Here is a 25,945-nt window from a genome sequence, read left to right as displayed (position 1 = left end):
TTGCCAACCGCGGGAGGAATTCGATGACCGGGCTGCGAACCCGTGGCGGATGGGCTGGTGTCGGGGCCCTTTCCGTCGCGGTGGCATTGCTCATGGCTCCGACGGCGATCGCGACACCGGAAAGCGACGCCGCAGACACGGCGATATCCCACACGTGGGACGCCGCGGGCGGTGACACAGGTGAGCTGGGCGCCAAAGACGGTGACGTCTACCAGGTCGGCGCAGGCTATGCGCAGAACTTCGCGGGCGGAAAGATCTATTTCACCGAGGGCACCGGCGCCCATCTGATTTACGGCGCAATTCTCGACAAGTATCAGGCGCTCGGCGGCGCCGCGGACAGCGATCTCGGCTTCCCGACCATCGACGAGGGCGCGGGGAAGGCCACCGACAGCCGGAACAGCACGTTCAGCGCGGCCGACAAGCCGGTCATCTTCTGGACGCCCGACAACGGCGCCTGGGTGGTTCGCGGTGCGATCAACGTCGCCTGGGACAAGCTCGGCGGATCGGCGGGCACCCTCGGCGTGCCCACCGCCGACGAGTCCTGGAAGGGCGATGTCGTCTCGCAGCCCTTCACCGGCGGTGAGGTGAATTGGAACGCCAAGACCAAGGCATTCACCACCACGCCCGCTGACCTGGCAGGCCAGCTGACCGGAGTGGATGTGCCGGGTGATGCGACCTCGGCCATCGCCGCGGCGCGCCGGGCGGCCGGCGGGCCGCAGGGTCCCCTCGGCGATGAGCAGGGTGCCCAGTACAAGGTCGGCGACGGGGTGGCGCAGAACTTCGCCGGCGGCACCATCTTCTATTCGCCGGCCACCGGTGCCCACGCGGTCACCGGCGACGTGCTGGCCAAGTACCGCGCGGCCGGTGGGCCGCAGGGCGACCTCGGATTCCCGGCGAGCAACGAGACCGACGGCGGCGTGTCGCCGAAGAGCCGGATTGCGACGTTCGCCGCCGCGGACAACCCGACGATCTTCTGGACGCCCGACCACGGCGCGTTCGTCGTGCGCGGCGCGGTGAACGCCGCGTGGGACAAGCTGGGCGGTGCCACCGGCAAGCTCGGCGCGCCGACCGCCGACCAAACTGTCAGCGGCGACGTCGTCAGCCAGAAGTTCACGGGCGGCTCGATCTCGTGGAACAAGTCCAGCCGGTCGTTCAGCACCGAACCGGCGGAGCTGGCGTCTCAGTTGAGCGGTCTGCAGGTGCCCAGTGCCGACGTGCCGGGCGGCGTGAGCGCGCAGTCCGACGAGTCCGGCAAGTGGTACCAGTTCCACTGGTGGTGGCTGCTGGCGATCATCCCGCTGTTGCTGGTGGTGGTCGGCATCGTCATCGCAACGCTGCTGCGGCGTCGGCGTCGCGCCGGTCAGGAAGCCTTCGACGACCAGGACGCGTACGACTACGACGACCACGACTTCGGCGACGGGGAGTACGGCGACCCGCAGTACGCGGACGGCGGCGTCGACAGCGAGTACGCCCCGGCCGACGAGGGGGAGTACGGCGACGAATTCGCGGCCGAGGATCAGCAGTTCGACAATCCGCACGGCGGCCCGGCCTTCCAGAGCAACCCGGATGTCATCGACACCGCGCCGACGGTGTACCCCGATTTCACGGCTGAGCAGCCCGCGGACGAGGTGTCCGGGGGCGAGCCCGAGACCGCGGCAGAAGAGGCAGAGGTCGCCGAAGAGGTCCCGGCTGACGAGGTCGACGAGGTGGCGGAGCCTGAGGAACACGGCGCCGACGAGCCGACGGTTTCGGTGCAGCTTCCGGACGCATTGCGTCGTGGTGGCGCGGCGGCGGGCCTGACTGCGGCCGGGCTGGCGGGCTTCGCGGGCCTTCGGCCTCGGAACCCCGGCGACCGCGTGTGGGCTGCGCCGGCTGCCGAAGCGCAAGCCGACGAGCCCGAGCCCGCGGAACAGGTCCTCGAACCTGAGCCGGCCGACGTCCCGGCAGAGGAACCGTCGGCCGAGCCGTCTGCGGACGACACGCCTACCGACGACACGCCTGCGGAGGACGCCGCGGCGGCCGGTCCGGCCAGTGGCAGGCACCATGCCCTGGGGGCGGAAGAGCCCGAGACCGCGCAGATGTCGTTCCGCGTCGCGACCGGTGCACAGCCGCCCGAAGGTTATGACATCAAGGCCAACACCAAGTCAGGCCTGTACTGGGTGCCGGGCGCTCCCGGATACGACGAGGCCGACGTCGAAATCTGGTTCGCCAGTGAGGAATTCGCGGTCACCAACGGATTCGTCCGAGGCTGACGGTACCGACGGCTGAGCCCCGCTGCGAGCGACTGCAGCGGGGCTCAGCTGTCGGTCTGACAGGCGTCAGATCTTGCGGATGACGGTCACGACCTTGCCGAGGACGACCGCGTCGTTGCCCGGGATCGGATCGAACGCCGGGTTGTGCGGCATCAGCCACACCTGGCCCTTGGTGCGCTTGAAGGTTTTCACGGTGGCTTCGCCGTCGATCATCGCCGCCACGATGTCGCCGTTGTCGGCCACGTTCTGCTGCCGCACTACGACCCAGTCGCCATCGCAGATCGCGGCATCGATCATGGACTCGCCAACCACCTTCAGCAGGAACAACGAGCCTTCGCCCACGAGTTCACGGGGCAGCGGGAAGACGTCTTCGACGGCTTCTTCGGCGAGGATCGGGCCGCCGGCCGCGATCCGGCCGAGCACCGGGACGAAGGTCGGTTCGGGTAGCGCATCCGAACCGGCGACATCGGTGGTGACGGTGGCGCCGTTGGTCTCGTCGGTGCCCCGGACATCCACGGCGCGCGGGCGGTTCGGGTCGCGGCGGAGATAGCCCTTCTTCTCCAGCGTGCGCAGTTGGTGAGCCACCGAGGAAGTGGAGGTCAGGCCGACGGCGTCGCCGATTTCCCGGATGCTGGGCGGGTAGCCGCGCGTGGTCACCGACGTACGGATGACGTCGAGGATGGTCCGTTGACGTTCGGTGAGGCTGCTGGACCGTCCGCCTGGGTGGGCGTCCGGGGTTTCGGTGCTGTCGCTCATAGGGACGAATCTAGCCGAGTGCACACGATTCATCAAACATGTGTTCGAGATCGGGTTGGTCGGCGTGTCGCGCCCGAGATCTGGTCGTGACGTGGTGAAAGCGGCGTCGAAGTCGCCGAACGCAACTTGTCGGTGGGTCGTCGTATCGTTCGCAACAGTTCGATCACATGTTCTACCGTTCGAACGTTTGGGCGATATAGTCGAACATACGAGCTATCGAACCTATGTACGAACTCCCGAGAGGAACCGACATGACCACCATCACCCGCGAATACCCGACCGACGTCGTCGTCCGTGCCGTGCCTCGGCGCGCAGATGTGAATCGGCACCGGCAGGCCCGGCTGCGGCCGGCCGGTGCCCGTCCCTCGGGTGCGGCATTCCGGCACCGGGGTACCGGTGTGCTGACCTCCCGCGCCTCGCATCGGCGCAACCCGATCACCCCGTTGACCACGGTGATGCTGGCCCTGGTCGCGGCGGGGATCACGGTGTGGCTGGGCCTGGTGGCGCAGTTCGGGGAGGCCGTCCAGCCGACCGCATCGACGGCATCGGTGCCCGCGCAGCTCGCCGTGGTCCGGGTACAGACCGGTGAGTCGATTCAGCAGGTCGCCCGGCGGGTGGCTCCCGACGCCCCCGTCAGCGCCGTCGTCGACCGCATCAAAGAACTGAACAAGCTGCCGTCGGTCGCCCTGGACGCCGGGCAGACGCTGATCGCCCCGGTCGGCTGAGGTCAGCCCGTGCGCACCCTGATCGGCACGGCGCCCGGCCGCGCCCGAGCGGCACGGGTAGGCTCGAGACCGTTCGAAACGGTCGATTGTCGGTGCGGCGAAGGAGCGGTGATGCACTGTCCGTTCTGCCGGCATCCGAACTCGCGTGTGGTCGATTCACGGGAAGCTGATGAAGGGCAGGCGATTCGGCGTCGCCGGTCGTGCCCGGAATGCGGTCGCCGGTTCACCACCGTCGAGACCGCCGTGGTCGCGGTGGTCAAACGAAGCGGCGTCACCGAGCCGTTCAGCCGGGACAAGGTGATCAAGGGTGTACGGCGCGCCTGCCAGGGTCGGCAGGTCGACGACGATGCCCTGAACCAATTGGCGCAGAAGGTCGAAGATGCGGTGCGGGCCACCGGGTCTCCCGAAGTGCCGAGCCACGAGGTCGGATTGGCGATCCTCGGTCCTCTGCGTGACCTCGATGAGGTCGCCTATCTACGGTTCGCTTCGGTGTACCGCTCGTTCTCGTCCGCCGAGGACTTCGAGCGCGAGATCGAGGCGCTGCGCGCACACCGCGGCGTGACGTCGCCGGGCTGACGGCAGCTAGGTCGCGCTGCGTTCGTCGGTCTCCAGCGCGTCGAACACCGCGGCTTTCATGTCGAACGAGGCGTCCATCGTCTTTGTCGTGACGCCGGCCTGCAGCAGGCCGCGCAGGGCATCGCGGTCGTAGACCGACGGTGCGGTCGTGTCGATGAAATTCTCGACGAGCTCCACGAATCGATCGGGGTCGTCATGAAATGGGAAATGTCCCGAGTTGTCGAAGAACTCCAGCCGGGAACCCGGCATCGCGGCATGCGCCAGTTCTCCGTGGGCGGCCGGGATGACAGCGTCGTGTGTGCCCCAAACCAATTGCACCGGAATGGCTTCGGTCAAATAACATCGGTCCAACATCGTGACGACCTGGCCGCGCCAGTCGACCACCGCACGCAGGGTCCGGCCGAAGGCCGATGAGGCCCTGGGTTCGGGCAGGTCGTTGAGAATCCGCAGCATGTTCGGTAGATCGTGACCCAATCCGGTCGACCCGAGCAGTGCGCCGCCGAGACGCCCGGCGAGTTGAAGCGCGGGTAGCACCAACGGAAGTCGCAACAGCGCCAGGGCCTCGGTACCCAACGGCATCGACGCGACGCGCAGTGCGATGTTCACGTCGCGGGTGACACCGCCGGCACCCACCAGCACCAGACGATCGATCAGTTGCGGGAATTGGTAGGCGAACTGCATGGCCACGCCGCCGCCCAGCGAATGCCCGATGACCGTCACCCGTTCGATGTCCAGCACGCTGAGCAGGTCCCGCATGCCGTTGGCGTACGCCGCCACCGAGTAGTCGGCGCGCGGTTTGTCCGACTGGCCGTGTCCCAGCAGATCCGGGGCGATGACGGTGAACCGCTGGGCCAAGCGTTTCTGGACGGTTTCCCACGTGGTGGAGTTGTCGCCGATGCCGTGGATCAGCAGGATCGCCGGGCCGGAGCCCGCCACCCGAAATGCCCGTCGGTAGCCGTGGATGGTGCGGAATTCCAGGCGGGGTGTCACATCACGCACAGAATGCAGGGTGGGCTTTCCGTCGGGCATCGTCCCAGCTCCTTCCCATCGTGTCGGCGAGGCCGACCGCGTGGGTCAGTCGCCGGCGGTGCCGTCGTCGCCTGGGCGGGGATCGGTGAAACCGTCACCGGACTGTTCGGCGAGGAACTGTTCGAACTGGGCGCCGAGCTCGTCGCCGCTGGGTAGTTCCTCGTCACGTGCCAGCAACGACCGATTCTCCTGAGCAGCGACGAACGAATCGTACTGTTGTTCCAGTGCACTGACCACTTGAGCGACTTCTGAGCTGGCCTCCACCTGCTCGCTGATCTTCGTGTACACCTCGGCGCCCGCCTCCGACAGCGCGTGCAGCGGAATCTGCAGCGACGCGATCCGGGACACCTCACCCAGCAGGGCCTCGGCGGCCGGCGGATACGCGGTCTGCGCCAGGTAGTGCGGCACATGCACGGTGAAGCCCACAGCCTCATGGCCGTGCTGAATCATCCTGTACTCCAACAGGTTCGACACACTGGCCGGAACCTGGACCTCGCCCACCCATGGCGTGTGGTCGGCGATGAGCTCCTTGTTGCCGGCATGAGCGGTCATCGTGACGGGCCGGGTGTGCGGGACCGCCATCGGGATGGCGCCCAGCCCGATGACCTGGCGGACACCGAGCCGTTCGGACAGCAGCCGCACCGCCGTGATGAAACGCTCCCAGCGCAGATCCGGTTCCATGCCGGCAAGCAGTAGGAACGGCGTCCCGGCCGTGTCGTGCAGCGCGTACAGGTTCAGCTCGGGGTCGTCGTACTTGGTGAAGTGATCGGTGGTGAACGTCATCAGCGGGCGGCGCGAGCGGTAGTCGAGCAGTTCGTCGATGGCGAACGAGGCGACCAGCTCGGTGTCGAGCGTGTTCTTCAGGTGCTCGGCGGCCAGCCGGATGGCGTGGCCAGCGTCGGAGAAGCCTTCGAGGGCGTGCACCATCACCGGTCCGCGGCCGTCGGCGGCGGACAACTGGGGTGCGGGAAACTCCAGCTCGTACATGCCGCTCTGCTCGGGCTGGTACTGCTGGCCCTGGCGGTCGTCGGGCCGCTGGCCGCCCGCGTCGGGCGCGTTCCCGTCGTGCTCGCTCACCTTCACACTCCTTGCCGTACTGCGTGCCACACCGCGCTGGATGTGTCTCCTTACAAGTGTCGCGCATTCTCGCGTTGTTCCCGGTGCCGCCCCGCAGTTCGCCATGGTGCACCAGGTGCTGCTCTGACAGTTGGTATCGGGCAAGATCGGTCAGATGTTGGGCACCCGGCTGGTCGTGAGCGCATTCGTCGCGCTGCTGGCCACTGCGTGCAGCCCACCCACGATCAAGGCCGACCCCCGTACCGGTGACGTCGGTGCGGTCACCGCGGGTTCGGCCGCTGTCCCAGGGCCACGCCCGGACCCGCGCGTCGGTGCGGTGTTTCTGGGGAGCGATTCGGTGCACACCTGTAGCGGCGCGGTGCTCGATTCGCTGGCCGGGAATCTGATCATCACCGCAGCACACTGCCTGGATGCGTCGTTCGACGCGACGTTCGCGCCCGGTTACCGCAGCGGCGTCCCCGGGGACTTCTGGCACATCGACGCGGTGTACCTCGACCCGCGATGGGTCCGCCACCAGGACCCGGCCGCGGACTTCGCGATCGCCCGGGTCAGCCGCGGCGGCGCGGCCACGACCGACACGCTGGAACATGCCGCCGGCGGCGGCTTCGTGCTCGGCGCGGCGCCGGGGCCGGACGTTCCGATCACGGTGACGGGATACCCGCTCGGTGACGGCGGCGCGCAGGTCAGTTGCAGCGGGCCGACGTCGCGTCCGGACCGCGGGTTTCCGGCGGTGCGCTGCCCCGGGTTGGTGGACGGCACGAGCGGCTCGCCGTGGGTGTCGGCGGCAGAGATCAGGGGAGTGGTCGGCGGCCTGCAGGGCGGTGGCTGCAGCGGCAACGAGCTGTCGTACTCGTCGCCGTTCGACGTGCAGGTCCAGGTGCTGTATCAGCGTGCCCAGGAGGCTGGCCCCGCAGACCGGGCCACCGGCGCCCCCGACGACGGCTGCAGCACCTAGGTCTTGAACTGATTCAGTGCCCGCAGCTTGTTCATCACGTCGAGGGCCGCGACCTTGTAGGCCTCGGAGAAGGTCGGGTAGTTGAAGACGGCGTCGACCAGGTACTCCACGGTGCCGCCGCAGCCCATCACGGCCTGGCCGATGTGGACCAGTTCGGTGGCGTTGGAACCGAAGATGTGCACGCCGAGCAGGGTGAGGTCCTCGGTCGACACCAGCAGTTTGAGCATCCCGTACGAGTCGCCGGCGATCTGCCCGCGGGCCAGTTCCCGGTAGCGCGACACCCCGACTTCGTAGGGGACCGAGCCGTCGGTGAGATCGACCTCGGTGGCGCCGACGTATGACACCTCGGGAATGGAGTAGATGCCGATCGGCTGCAGCTCGGTCATGCCCTTACACGGTTCGCCGAAGGCGTGGTAGGCCGCCAGCCGGCCCTGGTCCATCGAGGTCGCGGCCAGCGCGGGGAAGCCGATGACGTCACCGACGGCGTAGATGTGGTCGACCTTGGTCTGGTAGTTGTCGTCGACGAAAATCCGTCCGCGGCTGTCGATCTCGAGGCCGGCCTGTTCGACGTCGAGGTGCTCGGTCTGCCCCTGCCGGCCGGCTGAGTACATCACTGTCTCGGCCGGGATCTGCTTCCCGCTGGCGAGCGTGGTCAAGGTACCTGCGGGACCCACGTCCACCGCGGTCACCTCTTCGCCGAACCGGAACGTCACGGCAAGGTCGCGCAGGTGGAACTTGAGGGACTCGATGATCTCGGAATCGCAGAAGTCCAGCATCGTCGGACGCTTCTCGATCACGGTGACCTTGGTGCCGAGCGCGGCGAACATGGACGCGTACTCGATGCCGATGACTCCGGCGCCGACCACCACCATCGACTGCGGCAGGCTCTTGAGGTCCAGGATTCCGTCGGAGTCCAGGACACGCTCTTCGTCGAACTTCACCCCGGCCGGGCGTACGGGCTTGGTGCCGGTCGCGATGACGACGTATCGCGCAGTGATGGTGACGTTCTCGTCGCGGCTGGGGTCCTCGATGACCAGGGTGTGCGCATCGAGGAATCGGCCGTGGCCTTCGAACAGCTCGACCCCGTTGCGCAGCAGCTGGTTGCGGACCACGTCTTGTTCCCGGCCGATGACGTGGGTGGTCCGGCGCAGCAGATCGGCGGGGGTGATCCGCTCCTTCACGCGGTAACTGGACCCGTACAGTTCGCGCTGGCTCATCCCGGTCAGATAGACGACTGCCTCGCGCAGCGTCTTGGACGGGATGGTCCCGGTATTCACGCAGACCCCGCCGAGCATGCGCCCGCGCTCGATCACTGCGACGGATTTTCCCAGCTTGGCGGCGGCGATGGCGGCCTTCTGCCCACCGGGGCCGGATCCGATGACGACGAGGTCGAACTCCTGCGTGGAACCCATGACAGCCAGGTTGGCACGGTGCGGGCGATCACGCAGCCCGATCGTCGGCGAACTTTGCGGAAACACCTCGGTCGGCGCCGGTTATCCACAGATCCGAGTTCATCCACAGACCCGTCCGCCCGGTCGCATCGACCGGCGATTCCTGACGGCCCGCCCTGCGACCTTCTGGGCATGACAACTTTCAGCTCATTCGATTTCCAACTGAACCGGCCCGGCGCCCTGATCGCGGCGGTGCCCGCCGTCCTGGGGTTTGCGCCGGAGAAGTCGCTGGTGCTCGTCACCATCATCGGTGGTGAGATGGGTGCGGTCCTGCGCGTGGACCTGTCCGAAGGATTCTTCAGCGCGCTGCCCGATGCCCTCGGACATCTGTCCGACATGGCCGCCGCGGCGGACGCCGACGCTGCCATCGCGGTGATCGTCGATGAACAGAGCGTCGACTGCCCGATGTGCGCGGACCTGTACCGCGACGTGAGCCACGAACTCGGCGAAGCGTTGTCCGATCACGGTATCGAGCTGTTCGCGGTGCACGTGGTCGACCGCGTGGCGGCCGGCGGCCGATGGCACTGCGCCGACGGTTGCGGGAACGCCGGCGTCGTCGAGGATCCCGAGTCGTCGCCGGTCACCATGGCCGCGGTGCTCGACGGCCGGCGCCTCTATGCCCGGCGCGCGGACCTCGTCGAGGTCGTCGCCGTCACCGATGCACGGCGTGCTGAGGCGTTGCGGCCGGTGATCGAAAAGCGGGCTGCCGCAGTCGATTACCACGGCCGCCCCGATGCCGAGGTGCGCGCCGACGTCGAGCATGCGGTGGCCTGCGCTACTGGTTCGCCGGAGGGGACGCCATTGCCCGACGACGACGCGGTGCGCTTGGCCTGTGCGGTGGCGGACTCGCGGGTGCGGGACACGCTGTACGCGCTGGCGGTCGGCGAGCACGCCGCCGCGGCGGAGTCGGTGTGGGCGTCGCTCACCCGCACCCTGCCCGCACCGTGGCGGGTGGAGGCTCTGGTGTTGCTGGCGTTCAGTGCCTATGCCCGCGGTGACGGACCGCTCGCCGGGGTGGCACTGCAGGCGGCACTGGAGGTCGACAGCGCGCACCGGATGGCCGGCATGCTCGACTCGGCGCTACAGGCCGGCATGCGCCCGGACCGCATCCGTGAACTCGCGCTCACGGGGTACAAACTGGCGGAGCGCCTCGGCGTGCAGATGCCGCCGCGCAGCATCTTCGGCAGATCGGCGTGAGCCGCTCGCGGCGAGCGAAGCGACGGGGGAGTCGGTCCTCAGACCTTCTCGACCCGGACGGCGTGGGCCATGTGGTGCGGCAATTCGACCTGCTCGTGTCCGGGGATGACGATCATGACGCTGCCGTGCTCGGTGGCCTGCACCGTGACACGCGCGTTCGGCACGACGCCGGCATCTTTCAGCCGGGCGATCAGTTCGATGTCACCCTGGACGTGTTCGGTCAGCTGGCGCACCCGCACCGCGACCGGGAATCCGGTGGGCAGCTCGGTGAGCCGGACCAGGCTGACGTCGGTGTCGCCGGACGGGATGACGCCGAGCTCGGCAAGACCCGGGATCGGGTTACCGAACGGGGAGGTGGTCGGGTTGTCGAGCACCTGAACCAGGCGGCGTTCGACGTCCTCGCTCATGACGTGCTCCCAGCGGCATGCCTCGGCGTGGACTTCCTCCCAAGGCAGGCCGATGACGTCGACCAGCAGCCGCTCGGCAAGCCGGTGCTTGCGCATCACCGACACCGCCAGCGAGCGGCCCTTGTCGGTAAGTTCCAGGTGGCGATCACCGGCGACGTGCAGCAGCCCGTCGCGCTCCATCCGCGACACCGTCTGGCTGACGGTGGGGCCGCTCTGCTCGAGTCGTTCGGCAATGCGCGCACGCAGCGGCACCACGCCCTCTTCTTCGAGGTCGTAGATCGTCCGCAGGTACATCTCGGTGGTATCGATCAGATCGTTCATGCCAAATCCTCCAGGGCCTCCGCCGGTGCTCAGCTTACCGGTTTGGCCGGGTCAACAGGCATCCACCACGGCCGACCGACCGTGTGATTCCTGCGGCGACCGGCAGCGGGCGGACCGGCCACCAAAAACGGTGCCCGCCGGGTTATCCGGCGGGCACCAGGGGGTGTGCAGTTGTGGGTGTGGTCCGATCAGCTGGCGTAGGCCCGCAGCCGCTCGGCGCGCTCACCGTTGCGTAGCTTCGACATGACTTCGCGCTCGATCTGCCGGACCCGCTCACGGGACAGGCCGAACAGCTTGCCGATCTGATCGAGGGTGCGGGGCTGGCCGTCGTCCAGGCCGAACCGCAGCCGGATCACCTGCTGCTCGCGCTCGTCCAAGGTGGCGAGCACGTGCCGGATGTCGGTGTGCAGCAGCTCGGAGATGACGGCGTTCTCGGCCGACATCGCTTCCGAGTCCTCGATGAAGTCGCCGAGCGGCGCTTCCTCGTCGGTGCCGACCGGCATGTCCAGGCTCACCGGATCGCGGCTGTGCTCCAGCAGGTCGTTGATCTTCTCGACGGGGATACCGGACTCTTCGGCCAGTTCCTCGTCGGTGGCCTCGCGGCCCAGGTTCTGGTGCATCTCACGCTTGATCCGCGCGAGCTTGTTGACCTGCTCGACCAGGTGGACGGGGAGCCGGATGGTCCGGCTCTGGTCGGCCATGCCGCGGGTGATCGCCTGGCGAATCCACCAGGTGGCGTACGTCGAGAACTTGAAGCCCTTGGCGTAGTCGAACTTCTCCATCGCCCGGATCAGGCCGAGGTTGCCTTCCTGGATCAGGTCCAGCAGCGGCATGCCGCGGCCGGTGTAGCGCTTGGCCAGCGAGACCACGAGGCGCAGGTTGGCTTCGAGCAGGTGGCGGCGCGCGGCCTCGCCGTCGCGGACGATGACCGCCAGATCACGCTTGCGGTTGTCGCCGAGTCGCTTCTTGGTCTCCAGCAGGTGGGCTGCGTAGAGGCCTGCCTCGATGCGCTTGGCCAGTTCCACCTCGTCCTCGGCGTTGAGCAGAGCGGTCTTACCGATGCCGTTCAGGTACACGCGCACCAGGTCCGCGGCGGGACTCTGGGCGTCAAGGTCGGAATCGATACGGCGTGTGGTGGCTTTTGCCATTTGCGGCCTCCTGCTCGTGCTCAGCTCTCGAACTGTCACTTGCTTCAACGCCGAAGCGGTAGGAGAAGTTCCCGAGGCCGTCTCCGCTCATGGCCTCTGACCTGCGGTTTTTCCGCTTCGACCTGAGAATGTCCTTAGAAAGGGGAAAGAAGGAAACTCAGGTATGCGTCAGGGCTCGATATCGCCGTCGATGACCGGGTGCCGGTCCTCGATGGCGGGGCGCTCAGCGGTCGGGAACATGGGTGCCCGCCGGGCGGCGTCGTAGCGGCGCGGCTCCTGGGCACTGCGCGGCGGCCGGTCATTGGCGATGAGCACCGCGATCCAGGGCAGGGGGACGGACGCGATGAGGATGGCCAGCGAGATCAGGCCGTTGTGCCAGATGCTGTAGGCCCAGGCGGCCAGCAACAGCGCCGGCACGCGGAACGACATGATGGTGAGATAGCGGCGGACGCGTGCGCGGTGCTGCTCCTCGTAGGCGGGTGCTGCGCGAGTGATGAGGACCGGCCGACCGTCGTCGTCGAAACTCAGCTCAGGGCCGTGTTTCATCCTTCTACTGTCCCACATCTGGCTCGGTGCCGCCGCGACCGGTTCGCCTGAAGTGCCACAATGAATCCATGCAGACCGACACCCTCGAACGTACCGATTCCGATGAACAGGTCGACGACGGTACGGACGACGACCGACCTAAGCACTTCCACTACGTCAAGAAGGACAAGATCGCCGAGAGCGCCGTCATGGGCACCCATGTCGTCGCGCTGTGCGGCGAGGTGTTCCCGGTGACCAAGTCACCCAAGCCGGGTTCGCCGGTGTGCCCGGATTGCAAGCGCATCTACGAACAGATGAAGAAATAGCCGTAGCCGGTCAGGCCGGCGGATCAGCCTGCTCTACAGGCTGGTCGTTGGTGAGGGTCTCGGCCTTCTCCTCGAGCCATTCGCGCAGGCGCCGGGCATGGGTGTCCGGCGCCGGCCACTCCTCTTCGATCGAGGCGTTGAGTTCGGCGCCCAGCATGATCGCGAAGCCCAGCGCGAACGCGAACAGCAGGAACGCGATGGGCGTCGCCAGCGCGCCGTAGGTGTAGCCGGTCTCGGTGATCCAGGTCAGATAGAACCGCAGTCCCACCGTCGCCACCACGAAGACCACGGTGGCCAGCACCGCGCCGAACAGCAGCCGATGGGTCGGCAGGGGTTTGGGCAGCGACACCCGGTAGAGCACCGTCACGGCCAGCACGATGCCCAGCAGCAGCACCGGCCAGTAGCCGTACTTCATTGCGTTGGACCAGGTCTCGGGGATGTGCTGGGCGATTTTCATCGGCCCGATGGCAACCACCGGGGCGGTCGCGATCACGAACAGCAGCATCACCAGATACAGCCCGAGGGCATAGAACCGCTGCCGCACCGGATGGCGCAGCGGCGTCTGGTCGTGGGCCTCGACAACCGCGTCGACGAATGCCGAGATCGCCGACGAGCCCGCCCACAGCGAGATGACGAACCCGAGGGACACCACCTCGCCGCGGGCGCCGACCGCGATGTCGCGGACGGTCGGCTGGATGATCTCGTTGATCACGTTCGGCGAGAAGAAGTTCTTCGCCGTCCCGATCAGCTGTTCCTGGATCATCGGCAGCGTCTCGGGACCGAACAACGGCGCCACGTACGCCAAGCTGCCCAACATGCCCAACAGCAAGGGTGGTAGGGACAGCGCTGACCAGAACGCCGCCTGCGCCGACTCCGAGAAGATCGAGTCGTCCCAGCTTTTCGCCAGCGCGCGTCGGATAACCCGTAACACGTGATGACGTGTCGGCTTGATCGGCGGCGTCTGGTCGTTCATGACCAGACCAGCATTACCGAAGAGACCCCATCAGGACCGTATTTGAGGTGACCGGCGGGTCACTCAGTCCTCGGCGCTGACCACCAACACGGCGGCCAATTCGACCAGCTTGGATTCGTGCTCGTTCGCGTGGTGTTGGCAGAACAGAAGCTCCATGCCGGACGGCAGGGTAGCGCGAACACGGGCGGCAGCACCGCACCGGTCACAGCGGTCGGCCCGTGTCAGTGTCGGGCCGGTCAGAGTTGCGTTCATGGCTCCTCCTTCTGCTCGTCGCCGCCTGGGCGCTTTGCCGGTTACACATCTCTACTCTCTCAGACGATTTGGATTCCAGCGTTGTTCCCCAGGTGTTCACGGGTGTGTCGTGTCTCACCTATCGTCCGAGTTGCAGGCGCGGCAGGCTGGCCGGATGATCCCGTCGCCCGCCGTCCTGGTCCATCTATGTAGTGAAACGGATTGGGCGGGTGCTCAGTTCGATGGTGAGCTGCGGCCGCCGTCGCTCGACGAGGTCGGGTTCGTCCATCTGTCGGCGCCCGAGCAGGTGCACCTGCCGGCCAACCGGCTCTACCGCGGCCAGTTCGATCTGATCCTGCTGGTGTGTGATCCCGGACGGCTGGGGTCGCCGGTTCGCTGGGAGCCCGGGGTGCCGACGGATCCGGAGTCGATGCTCTTCCCGCACCTGTACGGACCGCTCCCCGCTGCGGCGGTGACCCGCACTGTGCCCTACCGGCCCGACGCAGACGGAGCCTTCGCAGCCCTGCCGGCAAATTTTCCGACGGATGGTTTTGGTTAACGGCAAATGAACGACAGTGTGAGAAACCTGTCCACTGATCGGGAATGTGGCCTGAATCACGGTCACGGGATTGGCACGATCGCGCGCGTAAATATCCCCGAGACGGTGAGGACATGATCAACCACACAAATTCTGAAGTCGCGACCGGCAAGCGCCGTCGCGCACGGAGACTGAAGGGACTCGGCGTCGCTCTGACGGCCAGTGCCCTTCTGGTCATGTCGGCGCTGCCGGCATGGGCGGCCGAGAACATGACCATCACGTTCATTCGGCACGGTCAGTCGACTGCGAATGCGGAGAACCGCATCGATACGCAGGTTCCGGGTCCGGTGTTGACCGCTGACGGTCAGCAGCAGGCCAAGGACATCGCGGCCAAACTCGGTGACCGGAACTTCGACGCCATCTACGCCTCGGACATGGTCCGGACGCAGCTGACGGCGACACCGATGTCGCAGTACCTGGGTCTGCCGATCCAGGTACTGCCGGGTGTGCACGAGATCGAAGCCGGCATGTTCGAAAACGGGCAGGAGCGCGGAGCTGCCGGCCTGGGCTACATCTCGTACCCGCTGGCCTGGGCGGGTCTGAAGATCAACGTGGATCCGGTCACCCATGCGGTGAGCTACGGCTACCTCGATCCGGCGAACCCGAACTACACCGATCCCTCGCGAGCCATTCCGGGTGGAGCGGCTCAGCCGGTGAGCCTGAACGGCAACGACTTCGATGCTCGGGTCAATGCCTCTCTGGAGCAGATCTACAACAATGGCGATCGCAACGCGGCGGTGTTCGCGCACGGCGGCACCATCATGTTCTGGACGTTGATGAACGCCAAGAATCTGTCACCGGAGCAGAAGCTCAACCTGTTCGCGACGGCGCCATTGGGCAACACCGGCGTTGTGGTGGTCGAGGGCAACCCGACCGACGGTTACAACCTGGTGGAGTGGAACGGCATCAAGATCGCCGGCATGCAGAAGGGCCCGATCGAGAACGTGCTGACCCAGGTCCGCACGCTGTCTCGTCAGCTCGGCGGCGTGGTTCAGGATGTCGCGGCGGCGTTCAAGACCGGTGACGTGGGTCAGATCCTCAACGCGATCAACCGCGGTGCGGCCGACGCGCTGTTCTCGACGACCAAGTTCGTCCGCGCCATCAACGCACAGGTCATCGGCGGCGTCACCAACGCCATCGACAACCTGAAGGAGCGCCTGACTCCGCCGGCGGCTCCTGCTCCGGCAGGCGCTCAGACCACGGGCTCGACTTCGGGTGCGGCGGTCTCGCCGGCTGCGTTCAAGGCTCCGGCTCCGGTTGCCGCCAAGACCGCGGCTGCGGCTGCCGCCGGCGACTCGCCGGCCAAGGTTGCCGACGTTCCGGCGTCCACCAACAAGGCCGACGAGCCCAAGGCTGACGCAGACGCCACCAAGGCTGATGACGGCAAGGCTGACGCCGACGCCGCCAAGGCTGATGGTCAGGCCAAGGCTGACGCTGCCAAGGCCAAGGCTGACGCCAAGAAGGCTGCGGCTGAGGAGAAGAAGGCTGCCGCCAAGGCCAAGGCTGACGCCAAGAAGGCTGCAGCTGAGGAGAAGAAGGCTGCCGCCAAGGCCAAGGCCGAGGAGAAGAAGGCCGCTGCTGAGGCCAAGAAGGCCGAAGCCAAGGCCAAGGCAGAATCTGCCAAGGCCGGCGCTGGCGCTGGAAGCACCGACTGACGGTTACCGTCGAGCGATCGGCCCTCTGCTCTCCGGAGCAGGGGGCCGATTTGCGTTTGCCGTCGCCTCGCCAGACTGTGACAAAGCTGCCCACTGGCCGGGATTGTGGTCTGTATCACCGTTACAGGGCTGGCACTGTCGCGCGGGTAAATATGTTTCCGTCGGACAGTGAGGACACCATTAACCACACGAATTCACACGGCGCGACGGGGCATCGCCGTCGTGCACGGGGGCTGAAAGGGCTGGGCGTCGCATTGACGGCCGGTGCCTTTCTGGTCATGTCGGCGCTGCCGGCGTGGGCGGCCGAGAACATGACGATCACGTTCATCCGGCACGGTCAGTCGTACGGCAACCTGTCGGGGCTCGGCGACACGTCGACGCCGGGCCCGGTGCTGACCGACCTGGGCCAGCAGCAGGCCAAGGACATCGCGGCCAAGCTGGGCGACAACAACTACGACGCCATCTACGCCTCGACGATGGTCCGCACGCAGCAGACCGCGGCGCCGATGTCGCAGTACCTCGGTCTGCCGATCAGGGTGCTGCCGGGCATCCAGGAGATCGAAGCCGGCATGTACGAAGGCACGCCGGAACGGGCGGCGCTCTTCGGCTACCTGACGGCTCCGCTGGCCTGGGCGGGCCTGTCGGTGACGCCGCCGCCGAACGTCAGCTTCAACCCGATCACCCCGAACCTGGACGCGTTCATCCCGAGCGCACCGGGTAGCACCACCGGCCTCAACGGCCATCAGTTCGAGGACCGGGTCAACGGCGCCCTGCAGACGATCTACGACAACGGCGATCGCAACGCGGCGGTGTTCTCGCACGGCGGCACCATCATGATCTGGACGATGATGAACGCCAAGAATCTGAGCCCCGAGCAGAAGATCATGCTGTTCACCCAGCACCCGTTGTCCAACACCAACTATGTCGTCGTCGAGGGCAACCCCGAGGACGGCTGGAACCTGGTGAACTGGAACGGCGTCGAGATCGCCGGCATGCAGAAGGGCCCGATCGAGCGGGTGCTGACCCAGGTCCGCACGCTGTCTCGTCAGCTCGGCGGGGTGGTCCGGGACGTTGCCACGGCATTCAAGACCGGTGACGTCGGCAAAATCCTGACCGCGATCAACCATGGCGCGGCCGACGCGTTGTTCTCGACGGCCAAGTTCGCGCGGGCGATCAACGCTCAGGTCATCGGCGGCGTCACCACAGCCGTCGAAAACCTGCAGAAGAAGCTGACCCCGCCGGCTCCTGCTCCGGCAGGCGCCAAGACCACCGGCCCGGCTTCGGACGCGGCGGTCTCGCCGGCTGCCTTCTCGGCTCCGGCTCCGGTTGCGGCCAAGGCTCCGGCCGCGGCTCAGGCAGGCGACTCACCGGCCAAGGTCGGTGACACGCAGGCTGCCGACCCCAAGGCGGACCAGGCCAAGGCCGATACCGCCAAGGGCGACGACGTCAAGGCTGACGCAAACGCCAAGGCCGACGACGGCCAGGCCGATCAGGTCAAGGTCGACGGTCAGACCAACGCCGACGCCACCAAGGCCAAGGCCGAGGCCAAGAAGGCAGCCGCGGAGGCCAAGAAGGCTGCGGCCAAGGCCAAGGCTGCAGAGAAGAAGGCGGCCGCCAAAGCCAAGGCAGACGCCAAGAAGGCAGCGGCGGAGGAGAAGAAGGCCGAGACTCAGGCCAAGGCCGACACTGCCAAGGCTCATGCCACAGCAGGAGCCGGCAGCACCGACTGACGGTTCCTCACAACGAAATCGGCCCCCTGTTTCGCGGAGCAGGGGGCCGATTTGCGTCAGCTCTCCGTTCGCGTGGAGACCAGCAGGTCTCTGGTGATCTCCAGGTGCCCGACGTGCTGCGCGATGTCGTGCAGGATGTGCAGCAACGTCCACTCCGGGCTGGCCGTGGCCAGCACCGCGGCGCGCGTGGTGCCGCCGCGTATCCCGTCGCCCAGCGCGCGGTCCCGGATTCCTTCGGTGACGGCCACCTCGATCCAGCCGGGCAGGCGCTGCTGCAGGGCCGTCAGCCGTTCCAGCAGCTCGTCGACCCGTCCGGTGGCGGTGAACTCGCTGTCGCGGTCCCGCGGGATCCGTTGTCCGGCAATGAAAGAGCCCGCCCAGTAGTCGACCACCCCGATGCAGTGGTTGACGATGGCATAGCAGCTGTTCGCGCCGGGCAGGTCGGGCCGGCGATTGGCGAGGTCGTCACCGAGTGCGGTGAGGACGTCAGCCATCGCTGCGAAGCACTCGGACGAGACGTCCAGCATCGCTTGGCCCAGTGGATGCTCCGAGATCGGCATACGCGAAAGCCTTTCATATGCAGGGCTTTCCCCGCCTCAGGTTTTTGGGCAGTGGGGGAGCCTGACCCCTGGTCAGCAATCTGACGCAAGCGTAAAATTTGACGGTTGGTATCCAATTCGACCCCGACGCCGGAGGCTTTCATGCACACCAAAACTGTTCTGGCTGTTGCCGCTGCGGCGCTGTTGGTCGCGCCCGCCGGTCCGATGCCTCTCGCGCAAGCGGTACAAAGCTCAACCGATACAACGACGTTCAGTCCACAGCCGACGGTCGTCGCGCAACCGATGAACTGTCGCGGCGAAACAGGCGACCACGGTTGCGGCGCAGGCTGGATCTGGAACGGGTACCGCTGCGTGCCCTGCTGAACTTCGCCGAGCAGACGAAAACTGCCCCGAAACGGGAAGTTTCGGGGCAGCTGTTCGATCTGGGGGATTAGTCCAGGTAGTCGCGCAGGACCTGCGAGCGCGACGGGTGGCGCAGCTTGCTCATGGTCTTGGACTCGATCTGGCGGATGCGCTCGCGGGTCACGCCGTAGACCTGGCCGATCTCGTCCAGCGTGCGCGGCTGGCCGTCGGTGAGGCCGAAGCGCAGCCGGACGACACCGGCCTCGCGCTCGGACAGGGTCTCGAGCACCGACTGCAGCTGATCCTGCAGCAGTGTGAACGACACGGCGTCCACGGCCACCACGGCTTCGCTGTCCTCGATGAAGTCACCGAGCTGGCTGTCGCCCTCGTCGCCGATGGTCTGGTCCAGCGAGATGGGCTCACGCGCGTACTGCTGGATCTCCAGCACCTTCTCCGGCGTGATGTCCATTTCCTTGGCCAGCTCTTCGGGCGTGGGTTCGCGACCCAGGTCCTGCAGCAGCTCACGCTGGATGCGGCCGAGCTTGTTGATCACCTCGACCATGTGCACCGGGATACGGATGGTGCGGGCCTGGTCGGCCATGGCGCGGGTGATGGCCTGACGGATCCACCAGGTGGCGTACGTCGAGAACTTGTAGCCCTTGGTGTAGTCGAACTTCTCGACCGCGCGGATCAGGCCCAGGTTGCCTTCCTGGATCAGGTCCAGGAACGCCATGCCGCGGCCGGTGTAGCGCTTGGCCAGCGACACCACCAGACGCAGGTTGGCTTCCAGCAGGTGGTTCTTGGCGCGGTCGCCGTCGCGGCAGATCCACTGCATGTCGCGACGTTGCGCGGCGGGCAGCTTCTCGCCCTTCTCCAGCAGCTCGGACATCAGCTGGGTGGCGTACAGGCCGGCCTCGATGCGCTTGGCGAGCTCGACCTCCTCCTCGGCGTTGAGCAGCGCGACCTTGCCGATCTGCTTGAGGTACGCACGCACGGAGTCGGCGGAGGCGGTGAGCTCGGCGTCCTTGCGGGCCTGCCGCAGCGCCTCGGACTCTTCCTCGTCCCAGACGAAGTCGCCGGAAGCCTTGTCCTTCTCGGACGGCTCCGCGGTGTCGTCGGACTCGTCGCCTTCGGTGGCCTTGGGAGCGGCCTTGGCGCCCTCCGCGGTGGCTTCACCCTCGGCGTCACCTTCTGCGGCTTCGTCCTCGTCGTCGGCCTCGAGGTCGTCGTCGAGTTCCAGGTCGGCGTCGTCGACGTCGATCTCATCGGGTTCGACGGCGAGGTCGTCGACGTCGGTCACGTCGTCGGTGGCGACGCCGTCTTCCGGCTTGGTCGAATCGGCGGCCTTGCGCGGGCCGCGCTTGGCGGGAGCCTTCGCGGCGGCCTTTTTCGCGGGAGCCTTCGCGGCACGCTTGGCCGGCGCAGCCTTGGCGGCGGCCTTCTTAGCGGGGGCTTTGGTGGTGCGCTTCACCGGCTCGTCGGCTGTCTCGCTGGCTTTGGTCGCTACCACGGCCACCCTTTCGGTCTTTCGTACATCGGTGGCGTGGGCGTGCGCCACCGAAAAGCGTCGGCTGTCGAATATTGGCGTCGATCTTCGATCGGATGTTCGCCGCTATCCGTTCAGGCGGCCGCCGTTGACCATTGTAACGACATAGTGCCCAGAAGCCGTATCAGCGGCAGGCTCGGAGCGTTGGCGGGCCGCTAGTGGTGATGCAGAGCGCCGTCGGCGGCCATCGCGGCACCGACGATGCCGGCCGAATTCTGCAGCGTCGCGGCGACCACCGGCGTGCGGTTCTTCAGCAGCGGCACCCACTTGTCGGCCTTCTTGCTGATCCCGCCGCCGACGATGAACAGGTCCGGCCAGATCGCGTTCTCGACCGCTACCAGCACCTTCGTGACCTCCTCGGTCCAGCGCTCGTACGACCAGTCCTTGCGTTCCTTGACCGACGACGCGGCCCGGTGCTCGGCTTCCTTGCCGCCGACCTCGATGTGCCCGAACTCGGTGTTGGGCAACAACACACCGTCGTAGATCACCGCCGAGCCGATGCCGGTGCCGAACGTCAGCAACACGACCAGCCCGCTCACCTCGCGTCCCGCGCCGAACTTCTCCTCGGCCAGCCCGGCAGCGTCCGCGTCGTTGAGCACGGTCACGTCCTGGCCGTTCAACCGCGAGGCGAACATGTCCCGCACGTTGGTGCCGATCCAGCTGCTGTCGACGTTGGCCGCGGTGCGCACGATGCCCTCGGTCACCACGCCGGGGTAGGTCACGCCCAGCGGTCCGGTCCAGCCGAACTCGCGGACGACCGCGGCGACGGTTTCGGAGACGGCTTCGGGAGTGGCCGGCTGCGGGGTGGGGAGCCGGAAGCGCTCACCGACCAGCTGCCCGGTGTCGAGGTCGACGATGCCGCCTTTGACGCCACTGCCGCCGACGTCGATACCCAGCGCTCGATGCTGCGAGCCGTCAGTCGGTCCGGTGGGCGTCTCGGTCATCAGCACTCCTTGGAGGGGGTGGGCAAGAGGGCGCGACCCACACCCTAACCGCGTGTGCTGCGATAGGTGTCATGACTGCACGCGAACCCGAAAGTGGCACCGCACCTGCTGCGCTGCGAGCGCTCGCCGAGCAGTTGGCGACCGAGGCCGCCGGCTTCGTCCGCAGGCGGCGCACCGAGGTTTTCGCAGGTGCTCCGCAGGGTGACGGCGCGGTGCGCACCAAGAGCAGTCCGACCGATCCGGTGACCGTGGTGGACACCGAGACCGAGCGGCTGCTGCGGGAGCGCCTGGCGGCGTTGCGGCCGGGCGACGCGATCTTGGGCGAGGAGGAAGGCGGCGCGGCGCAGGCTCCGGCGGGCGTGCCGGTGTGGGTGCTCGATCCCATCGACGGCACCGTGAACTTCATGTACGGGCTGGGTGCCTACGCGGTGTCCGTCGGCGTGCAGATCGACGGGGTGTCGGTGGCCGGTGCGGTGGCCAACGCGGCCACCGGCGAGGTGTTCTCCGCTGCGCGCGGTCACGGGTCCGTGGTGATCCGGGACGGCGTGTCAACCGCTCTGCATTGCAACGTCATCGACGAACTGCCCATGGCGCTGGTGGCGACCGGGTTCGCCTACGAGCGCGAGCGTCGGCGCCGTCAGGCCGGTGCGGTGGCCGAGCTGCTGGCCGAGGTGCGGGACATCCGCCGCGTCGGGTCGTGCGCCCTGGATCTGTGCATGGTTGCCGCCGGACAGCTCGACGCGTACTTCGAATCCGGTGTGCACGTGTGGGATTGGGCTGCCGCGGCCCTGATCGCCGAGGAGGCGGGCGCGGTGGTGCGGTTGCCCGCGCCCGGCGCGGCAGACGACGACCTCGTCGTCGCCGCGGCACCCGGGGTGTCCGCGGCGCTGGCCGGTCAGCTGGCGCGGGTCGGCTACCGCTAGCGGGTCCCGGCTAGCAGGTCCCGCTGTGGATCTTCGGCAGCAGCGAGGTGTCGGCAGGCTGGGTCGCGTCCGGTTTCAGGCTGGCCAGCATGGCTTCGATGTCGTCGCTGTGGGCGAGCTCGTTGAACTCGGTGCCGATCGCCAGGTCGACGGAGTCGTCGGGTCGCTGGTCCTGGAACAGCTGGGTGCAGGGCGCGACCAGCCACAGGGCGGCGGCGGCGGACTTGCCGGCCGGGCCGAACCGGATCTGGCCCTGGCACTCCATGCGGGTGCTGGCGTACACGGGGTCGTTGCTTGCCGCCGGCTGAGCGAACCCGAGGTCGCGCAGCTCGCCGGCGACCTCGCTGGCCTGGCCGCCCTGGCCGCTGGCGTTGAGCACCTTGATCTTGGTGTCGGCGAGCTTGGCCGGCACCACGTTGACCATCGAGGACTGCGACACCTCGTCGCCGAGCTTCGGCTGGTTCGGCTCGCTCGGCGCCGGTGGGGGATTGCAGGTGATCGCCTGGTGGATTTCGGCGGGCTGGTTGGCGACCACGAGCCAGGCGATCAGCGTCGCGACGGCCAGCACTGCGAACAGCACCGCGCCGGGCACGTAGTTGCGGCGGCGGAACGGCCGGCCGTGCTTGTCGAAGGCTGTGCCCTCGGTGATTTGAGCGACCACATGTGCACTGTAGATGCCCCGCAGCCAGCGTGATTACGAACCATCCCTGGCGTATGTGATGCAAATCACATATAATCGGCGCGCTTTCTGGGCACGAATCATTTGGTAGAAGCGTTCGACGCTGGTACAAAGCTCTGCTGCAAGGTAACGGAGGGGATGACCATGGCTACCGATTACGACGCCCCGCGGCGTTCAGAGACTGATGAGGTTTCCGAGGACTCTCTGGAGGAGCTCAAAGCACGACGCAACGAGGCACAGTCCGCCGTCGTGGACGTCGACGAAACCGACTCGGCCGAAAACTTCGAGTTGCCCGGCGCTGACCTGTCGGGCGAGGAACTCTCGGTCCGAGTGGTGCCCAAGCAGGCCGATGAGTTCACCTGCTCGAGCTGCTTCCTGGTGCAACACCGCAGCCGTCTCGCCAGCGAGAAGAACGGCGTGATGATCTGCACTGACTGCGCCGCCTAGGGATTCACACTCAGGACGGCGAATGGCCGGTCCACACCCGCAGCTGAATCAGTTGCGAGCGTGGACCGGCCATTCGCCGTCTTGCGGGCCGGTCAGCGGCCCTGCAGTGCCGCCAGCACCCGGTCCGGATGACGCGTGCTCACCAGCCAGTACGGCGTGGGGTCGTCCGGATCGTCGAGGACGACGAGGATCAGCGGCCCGACCCAGGCGCGGTGTACGACGTACGCGGCGGGGTCCAGCTGCCGGCCCAGGGCCGCCGACTTCGCCGAACGCGGCACCTCGGCCGACCGGGAGATGACATTCGTGGGGATGTGCGCCGGCCCGACCCACAGCTCGGTCTCGGCGTCCGGTCCGGTTCCGGTGCCCACCACGCGCAGCTCGATGCGCCCCATCCACACCAGCGTCGCCGCGGCGACCGGGAGCAGCACGGCGAACGGCGCCCACGTCGGCACCCCCGACACGCCTTGCACCACTTCCAGCGCGATCAGGGCCGCCAGCCCGAAACCCGGTAACCACCACCACAAAGGCACCGTCAACCGCTCTCGGTAGCGGACCGTTTGGGTGGCTGCTCGCGTGTCTGACACGCGGCCAAGGGTAGTCTGTGGCACCGTGCCCACCTCTCTGGCGGTAGTTCGTCTGGACCGGGATCTGCCGATGCCGGCCCGGGCTCACGACGGCGATGCCGGCGTCGATCTGTTCAGCGCAATCGACCTCGAACTGGCCCCCGGCCGGCGCGAGTTGGTGCCGACGGGGATCGCCGTCGCCATTCCGCACGGCATGGTCGGCCTGATCCACCCGCGCTCGGGATTGGCTATCCGCGTTGGGCTTTCGATCGTCAACGCGCCGGGCACCGTTGATGCCGGGTATCGCGGCGAGATCAAGGTGGCGCTGATCAACCTCGACCCCAGTGAGCCCATCACCGTCCAGCGCGGCGACCGGATCGCTCAGCTGCTGGTGCAGCGGGTCGAGCTGCCCGAGCTGGTCGAGGTCACGTCGTTCGACGAGGCCGGACTGGCTGACACCTCACGTGGCGCGGGCGGCCACGGTTCCTCCGGCGGACATGCGAGTTTGTGATGGCATTCGAATTCAACTCCGAAGAAGACGGCCCCTTCGACATCGAGGACTTCGACGACCCGGCCGACGCTGAGGCGGCCCGCCTGGATTTGGGTGGCGTGCTGGTCCCGGTGCCCGACGGTTCGCAGCTCAACGTCGAGGTCAATGAGCAGGGCGTGCCGAATGCCGTCTGGATCATGACGCCCAACGGCCGGTTCTCCGTCGCGGCGTACGCGGCGCCGAAGACCGGTGGCCTGTGGCGCGAGATCGCCGCCGAGCTGGCGGAGTCGCTCCGGGGCGACAACGCGCAGGCGCGCATCGAAGACGGGCCCTGGGGCCGCGAGGTCGTGGGCCTGCCGGTGCCGCAGCCCGGCCAGGGGCAGGTCGTGATGCGCTTCATCGGGGCCGACGGCTATCGGTGGATGGTGCGTTGCGTCGTCGTCGGTACCGAGGAGACCATCGACGCCATCGCCGACGAGGCCCGAACCTCGTTGGCGGACACCGTGGTTCGCCGCGGTGATACCCCGCTGGCAGTCCGCAGCCCGCTGCCGGTGCAGCTGTCCGAGCCGCTGCTGGAGCAGCTGCGCGCGGCGGCCGCTCAGATGGCGCAGCAGCAGATGGAGCAGGCTCAGCAGGCGCTCGAGCAGCTGCAGCAGCACATGCAGCAGCAGCCCGAAGGTGAGCCCGACGCCCGTCGCAGCGAGCAGGGCTCGGCCATGCAGCAGCTGCGCACCCAGCAGATGGGCACCATCACAGGAGGCTGACGGCCTCCCGCAGCGCGGCCACGCAGGCGTCGCCCAGCACCGTCGGCTCTACACCCATCGCTTCGAGGGTGACGGTCCGCAGCGCGGCCCTGGGGGCGGCCACGGCCCATTCCGCGGCGACCGCAACGGGGTGGACGGCGTCGTCCACTGCCCCGGCCACGCCCATCGGCACCTGTAGCTCAGCGAGTTGTTCACGCGTCGGCCCGCCGTAACCCGCCGCCTCTTCCATCGCGTCCGGCAGGCCCGGCCACTGCGCTGTCCATGACCGCGTCAGTTCGTCCGCGAGCCAGGCCGGGCTGCCCGCGCGCATGCCGGCGACGGCCGCATCCAGCCCGATCTCGCGCAGCTGCTGCGCGGAGTAGCGGGCGGCTTGTGCGGCGGGCGCGCCGTCGGATTCGCCGGTCCAGGCGGGCAGTGCGGCCAGGACGGCAATGCACTGATCCGAGTGGCTCAGCGCCCAGTTCGTCGCCACCGCAGCGCCCAGCGATACCCCGCCGACCATGATCGGGCCCTGCTGCGCGGCGGCGTCGAGCGCTTCGAGATAGCCGGCGATCAGGCCACCCGGCAGCGGTCGTGGCGCGACCACCACGGCACCCGCTTCGAGCAGGGCGCCACCGAAGGCTCTGCGGATGTAGTCGTCGTCAGATCCCGTGCCGGGCAGGAGTACCGCGGTCATCCCTTGCAAGTTGGCCGTCATCCCTCGATGGTGCCCGGCGGTGGAAATGGCGCTCGCAAGGGGGTCGCGCCGGAAGTGC

Annotated in this window: 28 protein-coding genes; 13 read left to right on the top strand and 15 right to left on the bottom strand. The window is 67.5% G+C overall.

Annotated features, from left to right (window positions below):
• Positions 1–23 precede the first annotated feature (23 nt).
• Positions 24–2,252, top strand: a complete 2,229-nt coding sequence (locus ACNO8X_RS18730; RefSeq protein WP_418002211.1) for a hypothetical protein — start codon at positions 24–26, stop codon at positions 2,250–2,252.
• A 66-nt stretch (positions 2,253–2,318) separates the two neighbouring features.
• Here the strand turns inward: ACNO8X_RS18730 and lexA are convergent, their stop codons facing one another.
• A complete protein-coding gene (lexA, locus tag ACNO8X_RS18725) occupies positions 2,319–3,008 on the bottom strand; it encodes a transcriptional repressor LexA (protein WP_418002210.1) in 690 nt (229 codons plus the stop codon).
• A 251-nt stretch (positions 3,009–3,259) separates the two neighbouring features.
• Between lexA and ACNO8X_RS18720 the strand changes: the two genes are divergently transcribed.
• A complete protein-coding gene (locus ACNO8X_RS18720) occupies positions 3,260–3,733 on the top strand; it encodes a LysM peptidoglycan-binding domain-containing protein (protein WP_418002209.1) in 474 nt (157 codons plus the stop codon).
• Between the two features lie 111 nt (positions 3,734–3,844).
• Positions 3,845–4,309, top strand: coding sequence for a transcriptional regulator NrdR (nrdR, locus tag ACNO8X_RS18715; protein WP_043393836.1), 465 nt, complete (start codon positions 3,845–3,847; stop codon positions 4,307–4,309).
• Between the two features lie 6 nt (positions 4,310–4,315).
• Here the strand turns inward: nrdR and ACNO8X_RS18710 are convergent, their stop codons facing one another.
• Positions 4,316–5,338, bottom strand: a complete 1,023-nt coding sequence (locus ACNO8X_RS18710) for an alpha/beta fold hydrolase (RefSeq protein WP_418002208.1) — start codon at positions 5,336–5,338, stop codon at positions 4,316–4,318.
• Between the two features lie 45 nt (positions 5,339–5,383).
• Positions 5,384–6,325 carry a proteasome assembly chaperone family protein gene (locus ACNO8X_RS18705; protein WP_043986289.1) on the bottom strand — a complete coding sequence of 314 codons (942 nt, stop codon included), beginning with the start codon at positions 6,323–6,325 and terminating at the stop codon, positions 5,384–5,386.
• 244 nt (positions 6,326–6,569) lie between these two features.
• Here ACNO8X_RS18705 and ACNO8X_RS18700 point away from each other — a divergent pair, with 244 nt between their 5' ends.
• Positions 6,570–7,370 carry a trypsin-like serine peptidase gene (locus tag ACNO8X_RS18700; RefSeq protein WP_418002207.1) on the top strand — a complete coding sequence of 267 codons (801 nt, stop codon included), beginning with the start codon at positions 6,570–6,572 and terminating at the stop codon, positions 7,368–7,370.
• Here the strand turns inward: ACNO8X_RS18700 and sthA are convergent.
• Entirely contained in the window at positions 7,367–8,782 is a 1,416-nt protein-coding gene (sthA, locus tag ACNO8X_RS18695; protein WP_043394046.1) for a Si-specific NAD(P)(+) transhydrogenase, read from the bottom strand. The two genes, ACNO8X_RS18700 and sthA, sit on opposite strands and share 4 nt — an antisense overlap.
• 171 nt (positions 8,783–8,953) lie before the next feature.
• Between sthA and ACNO8X_RS18690 the strand changes: the two genes are divergently transcribed.
• Positions 8,954–10,018, top strand: a complete 1,065-nt coding sequence (locus ACNO8X_RS18690; RefSeq protein ID WP_418002206.1) for a DUF4192 domain-containing protein — start codon at positions 8,954–8,956, stop codon at positions 10,016–10,018.
• A gap of 38 nt (positions 10,019–10,056) precedes the next feature.
• Here the strand turns inward: ACNO8X_RS18690 and ACNO8X_RS18685 are convergent, their stop codons facing one another.
• The 3 genes from ACNO8X_RS18685 to ACNO8X_RS18675 all read right to left on the bottom strand — a co-directional run bounded on the left by ACNO8X_RS18685 (position 10,057) and on the right by ACNO8X_RS18675 (position 12,458).
• Complete coding sequence (locus ACNO8X_RS18685; RefSeq protein ID WP_260939393.1) at positions 10,057–10,746, bottom strand: metal-dependent transcriptional regulator; 690 nt, start codon at positions 10,744–10,746, stop codon at positions 10,057–10,059.
• A gap of 188 nt (positions 10,747–10,934) precedes the next feature.
• Positions 10,935–11,894, bottom strand: a complete 960-nt coding sequence (locus ACNO8X_RS18680) for a sigma-70 family RNA polymerase sigma factor (protein ID WP_043393846.1) — start codon at positions 11,892–11,894, stop codon at positions 10,935–10,937.
• Positions 11,895–12,062: 168 nt separating this feature from the next.
• Complete coding sequence (locus ACNO8X_RS18675) at positions 12,063–12,458, bottom strand: DUF3099 domain-containing protein (protein ID WP_071285291.1); 396 nt, start codon at positions 12,456–12,458, stop codon at positions 12,063–12,065.
• A gap of 50 nt (positions 12,459–12,508) precedes the next feature.
• Here ACNO8X_RS18675 and ACNO8X_RS18670 point away from each other — a divergent pair, with 50 nt between their 5' ends.
• Positions 12,509–12,745 (top strand): DUF3039 domain-containing protein, encoded by a 237-nt coding sequence (locus ACNO8X_RS18670; RefSeq protein ID WP_029105322.1) that lies wholly within the window; start codon positions 12,509–12,511, stop codon positions 12,743–12,745.
• Positions 12,746–12,755: 10 nt separating this feature from the next.
• Here ACNO8X_RS18670 and ACNO8X_RS18665 read toward each other — a convergent pair whose 3' ends face one another.
• Together ACNO8X_RS18665 and ACNO8X_RS18660 are read right to left on the bottom strand one after the other, a co-directional pair.
• The gene (locus ACNO8X_RS18665) at positions 12,756–13,718 is read right to left on the bottom strand and encodes a YihY/virulence factor BrkB family protein (protein ID WP_418002205.1); all 963 of its coding nucleotides are present in this window, start codon (positions 13,716–13,718) and stop codon (positions 12,756–12,758) included.
• A 63-nt stretch (positions 13,719–13,781) separates the two neighbouring features.
• Positions 13,782–13,970 (bottom strand): DUF7455 domain-containing protein, encoded by a 189-nt coding sequence (locus ACNO8X_RS18660; protein ID WP_133761845.1) that lies wholly within the window; start codon positions 13,968–13,970, stop codon positions 13,782–13,784.
• 154 nt (positions 13,971–14,124) lie between these two features.
• Between ACNO8X_RS18660 and ACNO8X_RS18655 the strand changes: the two genes are divergently transcribed.
• The 3 genes from ACNO8X_RS18655 (at position 14,125) to ACNO8X_RS18645 (ending at position 17,932) form a co-directional block, all read left to right on the top strand.
• Positions 14,125–14,508 (top strand): DUF952 domain-containing protein, encoded by a 384-nt coding sequence (locus tag ACNO8X_RS18655; RefSeq protein WP_418002204.1) that lies wholly within the window; start codon positions 14,125–14,127, stop codon positions 14,506–14,508.
• A gap of 113 nt (positions 14,509–14,621) precedes the next feature.
• Positions 14,622–16,202 (top strand): histidine phosphatase family protein, encoded by a 1,581-nt coding sequence (locus ACNO8X_RS18650; protein ID WP_418002203.1) that lies wholly within the window; start codon positions 14,622–14,624, stop codon positions 16,200–16,202.
• 278 nt (positions 16,203–16,480) lie between these two features.
• Positions 16,481–17,932, top strand: a complete 1,452-nt coding sequence (locus tag ACNO8X_RS18645) for a histidine phosphatase family protein (protein ID WP_418002202.1) — start codon at positions 16,481–16,483, stop codon at positions 17,930–17,932.
• A 56-nt stretch (positions 17,933–17,988) separates the two neighbouring features.
• Here the strand turns inward: ACNO8X_RS18645 and ACNO8X_RS18640 are convergent, their stop codons facing one another.
• The 3 genes from ACNO8X_RS18640 to ppgK all read right to left on the bottom strand — a co-directional run bounded on the left by ACNO8X_RS18640 (position 17,989) and on the right by ppgK (position 21,324).
• Complete coding sequence (locus ACNO8X_RS18640; protein WP_418002201.1) at positions 17,989–18,492, bottom strand: DUF664 domain-containing protein; 504 nt, start codon at positions 18,490–18,492, stop codon at positions 17,989–17,991.
• Between the two features lie 430 nt (positions 18,493–18,922).
• Entirely contained in the window at positions 18,923–20,344 is a 1,422-nt protein-coding gene (locus tag ACNO8X_RS18635) for an RNA polymerase sigma factor (RefSeq protein ID WP_418005954.1), read from the bottom strand.
• Between the two features lie 191 nt (positions 20,345–20,535).
• Positions 20,536–21,324: a polyphosphate--glucose phosphotransferase gene (gene ppgK, locus ACNO8X_RS18630; protein WP_418002200.1), complete on the bottom strand. Its 789-nt coding sequence runs from the start codon at positions 21,322–21,324 to the stop codon at positions 20,536–20,538.
• Positions 21,325–21,395: 71 nt separating this feature from the next.
• On the opposite strand from ppgK, the gene ACNO8X_RS18625 reads away from it, so the two are divergent.
• Entirely contained in the window at positions 21,396–22,247 is an 852-nt protein-coding gene (locus tag ACNO8X_RS18625; protein ID WP_418002199.1) for an inositol monophosphatase family protein, read from the top strand.
• Between the two features lie 10 nt (positions 22,248–22,257).
• On the opposite strand, the gene cei is transcribed toward ACNO8X_RS18625, so the two are convergent.
• Positions 22,258–22,908: an envelope integrity protein Cei gene (gene cei, locus ACNO8X_RS18620; RefSeq protein ID WP_071285299.1), complete on the bottom strand. Its 651-nt coding sequence runs from the start codon at positions 22,906–22,908 to the stop codon at positions 22,258–22,260.
• A 162-nt stretch (positions 22,909–23,070) separates the two neighbouring features.
• On the opposite strand from cei, the gene ACNO8X_RS18615 reads away from it, so the two are divergent.
• Complete coding sequence (locus ACNO8X_RS18615) at positions 23,071–23,373, top strand: DUF4193 domain-containing protein (protein WP_029105318.1); 303 nt, start codon at positions 23,071–23,073, stop codon at positions 23,371–23,373.
• Positions 23,374–23,465: 92 nt separating this feature from the next.
• Here the strand turns inward: ACNO8X_RS18615 and ACNO8X_RS18610 are convergent, their stop codons facing one another.
• Positions 23,466–23,957, bottom strand: a complete 492-nt coding sequence (locus ACNO8X_RS18610; protein ID WP_043394059.1) for a DUF3093 domain-containing protein — start codon at positions 23,955–23,957, stop codon at positions 23,466–23,468.
• Positions 23,958–23,982: 25 nt separating this feature from the next.
• Here ACNO8X_RS18610 and dut point away from each other — a divergent pair, with 25 nt between their 5' ends.
• Positions 23,983–24,447, top strand: coding sequence for a dUTP diphosphatase (dut, locus tag ACNO8X_RS18605; protein ID WP_418002198.1), 465 nt, complete (start codon positions 23,983–23,985; stop codon positions 24,445–24,447).
• Positions 24,447–25,190 (top strand): DUF3710 domain-containing protein, encoded by a 744-nt coding sequence (locus ACNO8X_RS18600; protein WP_260939380.1) that lies wholly within the window; start codon positions 24,447–24,449, stop codon positions 25,188–25,190. The genes dut and ACNO8X_RS18600 overlap by 1 nt, the downstream gene beginning before the upstream one ends.
• Here the strand turns inward: ACNO8X_RS18600 and ACNO8X_RS18595 are convergent.
• Positions 25,177–25,887: an alpha/beta hydrolase gene (locus ACNO8X_RS18595; protein WP_418002197.1), complete on the bottom strand. Its 711-nt coding sequence runs from the start codon at positions 25,885–25,887 to the stop codon at positions 25,177–25,179. The genes ACNO8X_RS18600 and ACNO8X_RS18595 overlap by 14 nt on opposite strands.
• Positions 25,888–25,945 lie beyond the last annotated feature (58 nt).

The sequence above is a fragment of the Mycobacterium sp. PDNC021 genome (assembly GCF_048282635.1).
Classification (GTDB): Bacteria; Actinomycetota; Actinomycetes; order Mycobacteriales; family Mycobacteriaceae; genus Mycobacterium; species Mycobacterium llatzerense.
The sequence above is the reverse complement of the archived record's forward strand: the minus strand, read 5'-3'. Positions and strand labels throughout refer to the sequence as shown.

Coding starts and splice junctions, on each gene's coding strand:
- ACNO8X_RS18730 (WP_418002211.1), top strand. CDS start 24: ATGACCGGGCTGCGAACCCGTGGCGGATGGGCTGGTGTCGGGGCCCTT.
- lexA (WP_418002210.1), bottom strand. CDS start 3,008: ATGAGCGACAGCACCGAAACCCCGGACGCCCACCCAGGCGGACGGTCC.
- ACNO8X_RS18720 (WP_418002209.1), top strand. CDS start 3,260: ATGACCACCATCACCCGCGAATACCCGACCGACGTCGTCGTCCGTGCC.
- nrdR (WP_043393836.1), top strand. CDS start 3,845: ATGCACTGTCCGTTCTGCCGGCATCCGAACTCGCGTGTGGTCGATTCA.
- ACNO8X_RS18710 (WP_418002208.1), bottom strand. CDS start 5,338: ATGCCCGACGGAAAGCCCACCCTGCATTCTGTGCGTGATGTGACACCC.
- ACNO8X_RS18705 (WP_043986289.1), bottom strand. CDS start 6,325: ATGTACGAGCTGGAGTTTCCCGCACCCCAGTTGTCCGCCGCCGACGGC.
- ACNO8X_RS18700 (WP_418002207.1), top strand. CDS start 6,570: ATGTTGGGCACCCGGCTGGTCGTGAGCGCATTCGTCGCGCTGCTGGCC.
- sthA (WP_043394046.1), bottom strand. CDS start 8,782: ATGGGTTCCACGCAGGAGTTCGACCTCGTCGTCATCGGATCCGGCCCC.
- ACNO8X_RS18690 (WP_418002206.1), top strand. CDS start 8,954: ATGACAACTTTCAGCTCATTCGATTTCCAACTGAACCGGCCCGGCGCC.
- ACNO8X_RS18685 (WP_260939393.1), bottom strand. CDS start 10,746: ATGAACGATCTGATCGATACCACCGAGATGTACCTGCGGACGATCTAC.
- ACNO8X_RS18680 (WP_043393846.1), bottom strand. CDS start 11,894: ATGGCAAAAGCCACCACACGCCGTATCGATTCCGACCTTGACGCCCAG.
- ACNO8X_RS18675 (WP_071285291.1), bottom strand. CDS start 12,458: ATGTGGGACAGTAGAAGGATGAAACACGGCCCTGAGCTGAGTTTCGAC.
- ACNO8X_RS18670 (WP_029105322.1), top strand. CDS start 12,509: ATGCAGACCGACACCCTCGAACGTACCGATTCCGATGAACAGGTCGAC.
- ACNO8X_RS18665 (WP_418002205.1), bottom strand. CDS start 13,718: ATGAACGACCAGACGCCGCCGATCAAGCCGACACGTCATCACGTGTTA.
- ACNO8X_RS18660 (WP_133761845.1), bottom strand. CDS start 13,970: ATGAACGCAACTCTGACCGGCCCGACACTGACACGGGCCGACCGCTGT.
- ACNO8X_RS18655 (WP_418002204.1), top strand. CDS start 14,125: ATGATCCCGTCGCCCGCCGTCCTGGTCCATCTATGTAGTGAAACGGAT.
- ACNO8X_RS18650 (WP_418002203.1), top strand. CDS start 14,622: ATGATCAACCACACAAATTCTGAAGTCGCGACCGGCAAGCGCCGTCGC.
- ACNO8X_RS18645 (WP_418002202.1), top strand. CDS start 16,481: ATGTCGGCGCTGCCGGCGTGGGCGGCCGAGAACATGACGATCACGTTC.
- ACNO8X_RS18640 (WP_418002201.1), bottom strand. CDS start 18,492: ATGCCGATCTCGGAGCATCCACTGGGCCAAGCGATGCTGGACGTCTCG.
- ppgK (WP_418002200.1), bottom strand. CDS start 21,324: ATGACCGAGACGCCCACCGGACCGACTGACGGCTCGCAGCATCGAGCG.
- ACNO8X_RS18625 (WP_418002199.1), top strand. CDS start 21,396: ATGACTGCACGCGAACCCGAAAGTGGCACCGCACCTGCTGCGCTGCGA.
- ACNO8X_RS18615 (WP_029105318.1), top strand. CDS start 23,071: ATGGCTACCGATTACGACGCCCCGCGGCGTTCAGAGACTGATGAGGTT.
- ACNO8X_RS18600 (WP_260939380.1), top strand. CDS start 24,447: ATGGCATTCGAATTCAACTCCGAAGAAGACGGCCCCTTCGACATCGAG.
- ACNO8X_RS18595 (WP_418002197.1), bottom strand. CDS start 25,887: ATGACGGCCAACTTGCAAGGGATGACCGCGGTACTCCTGCCCGGCACG.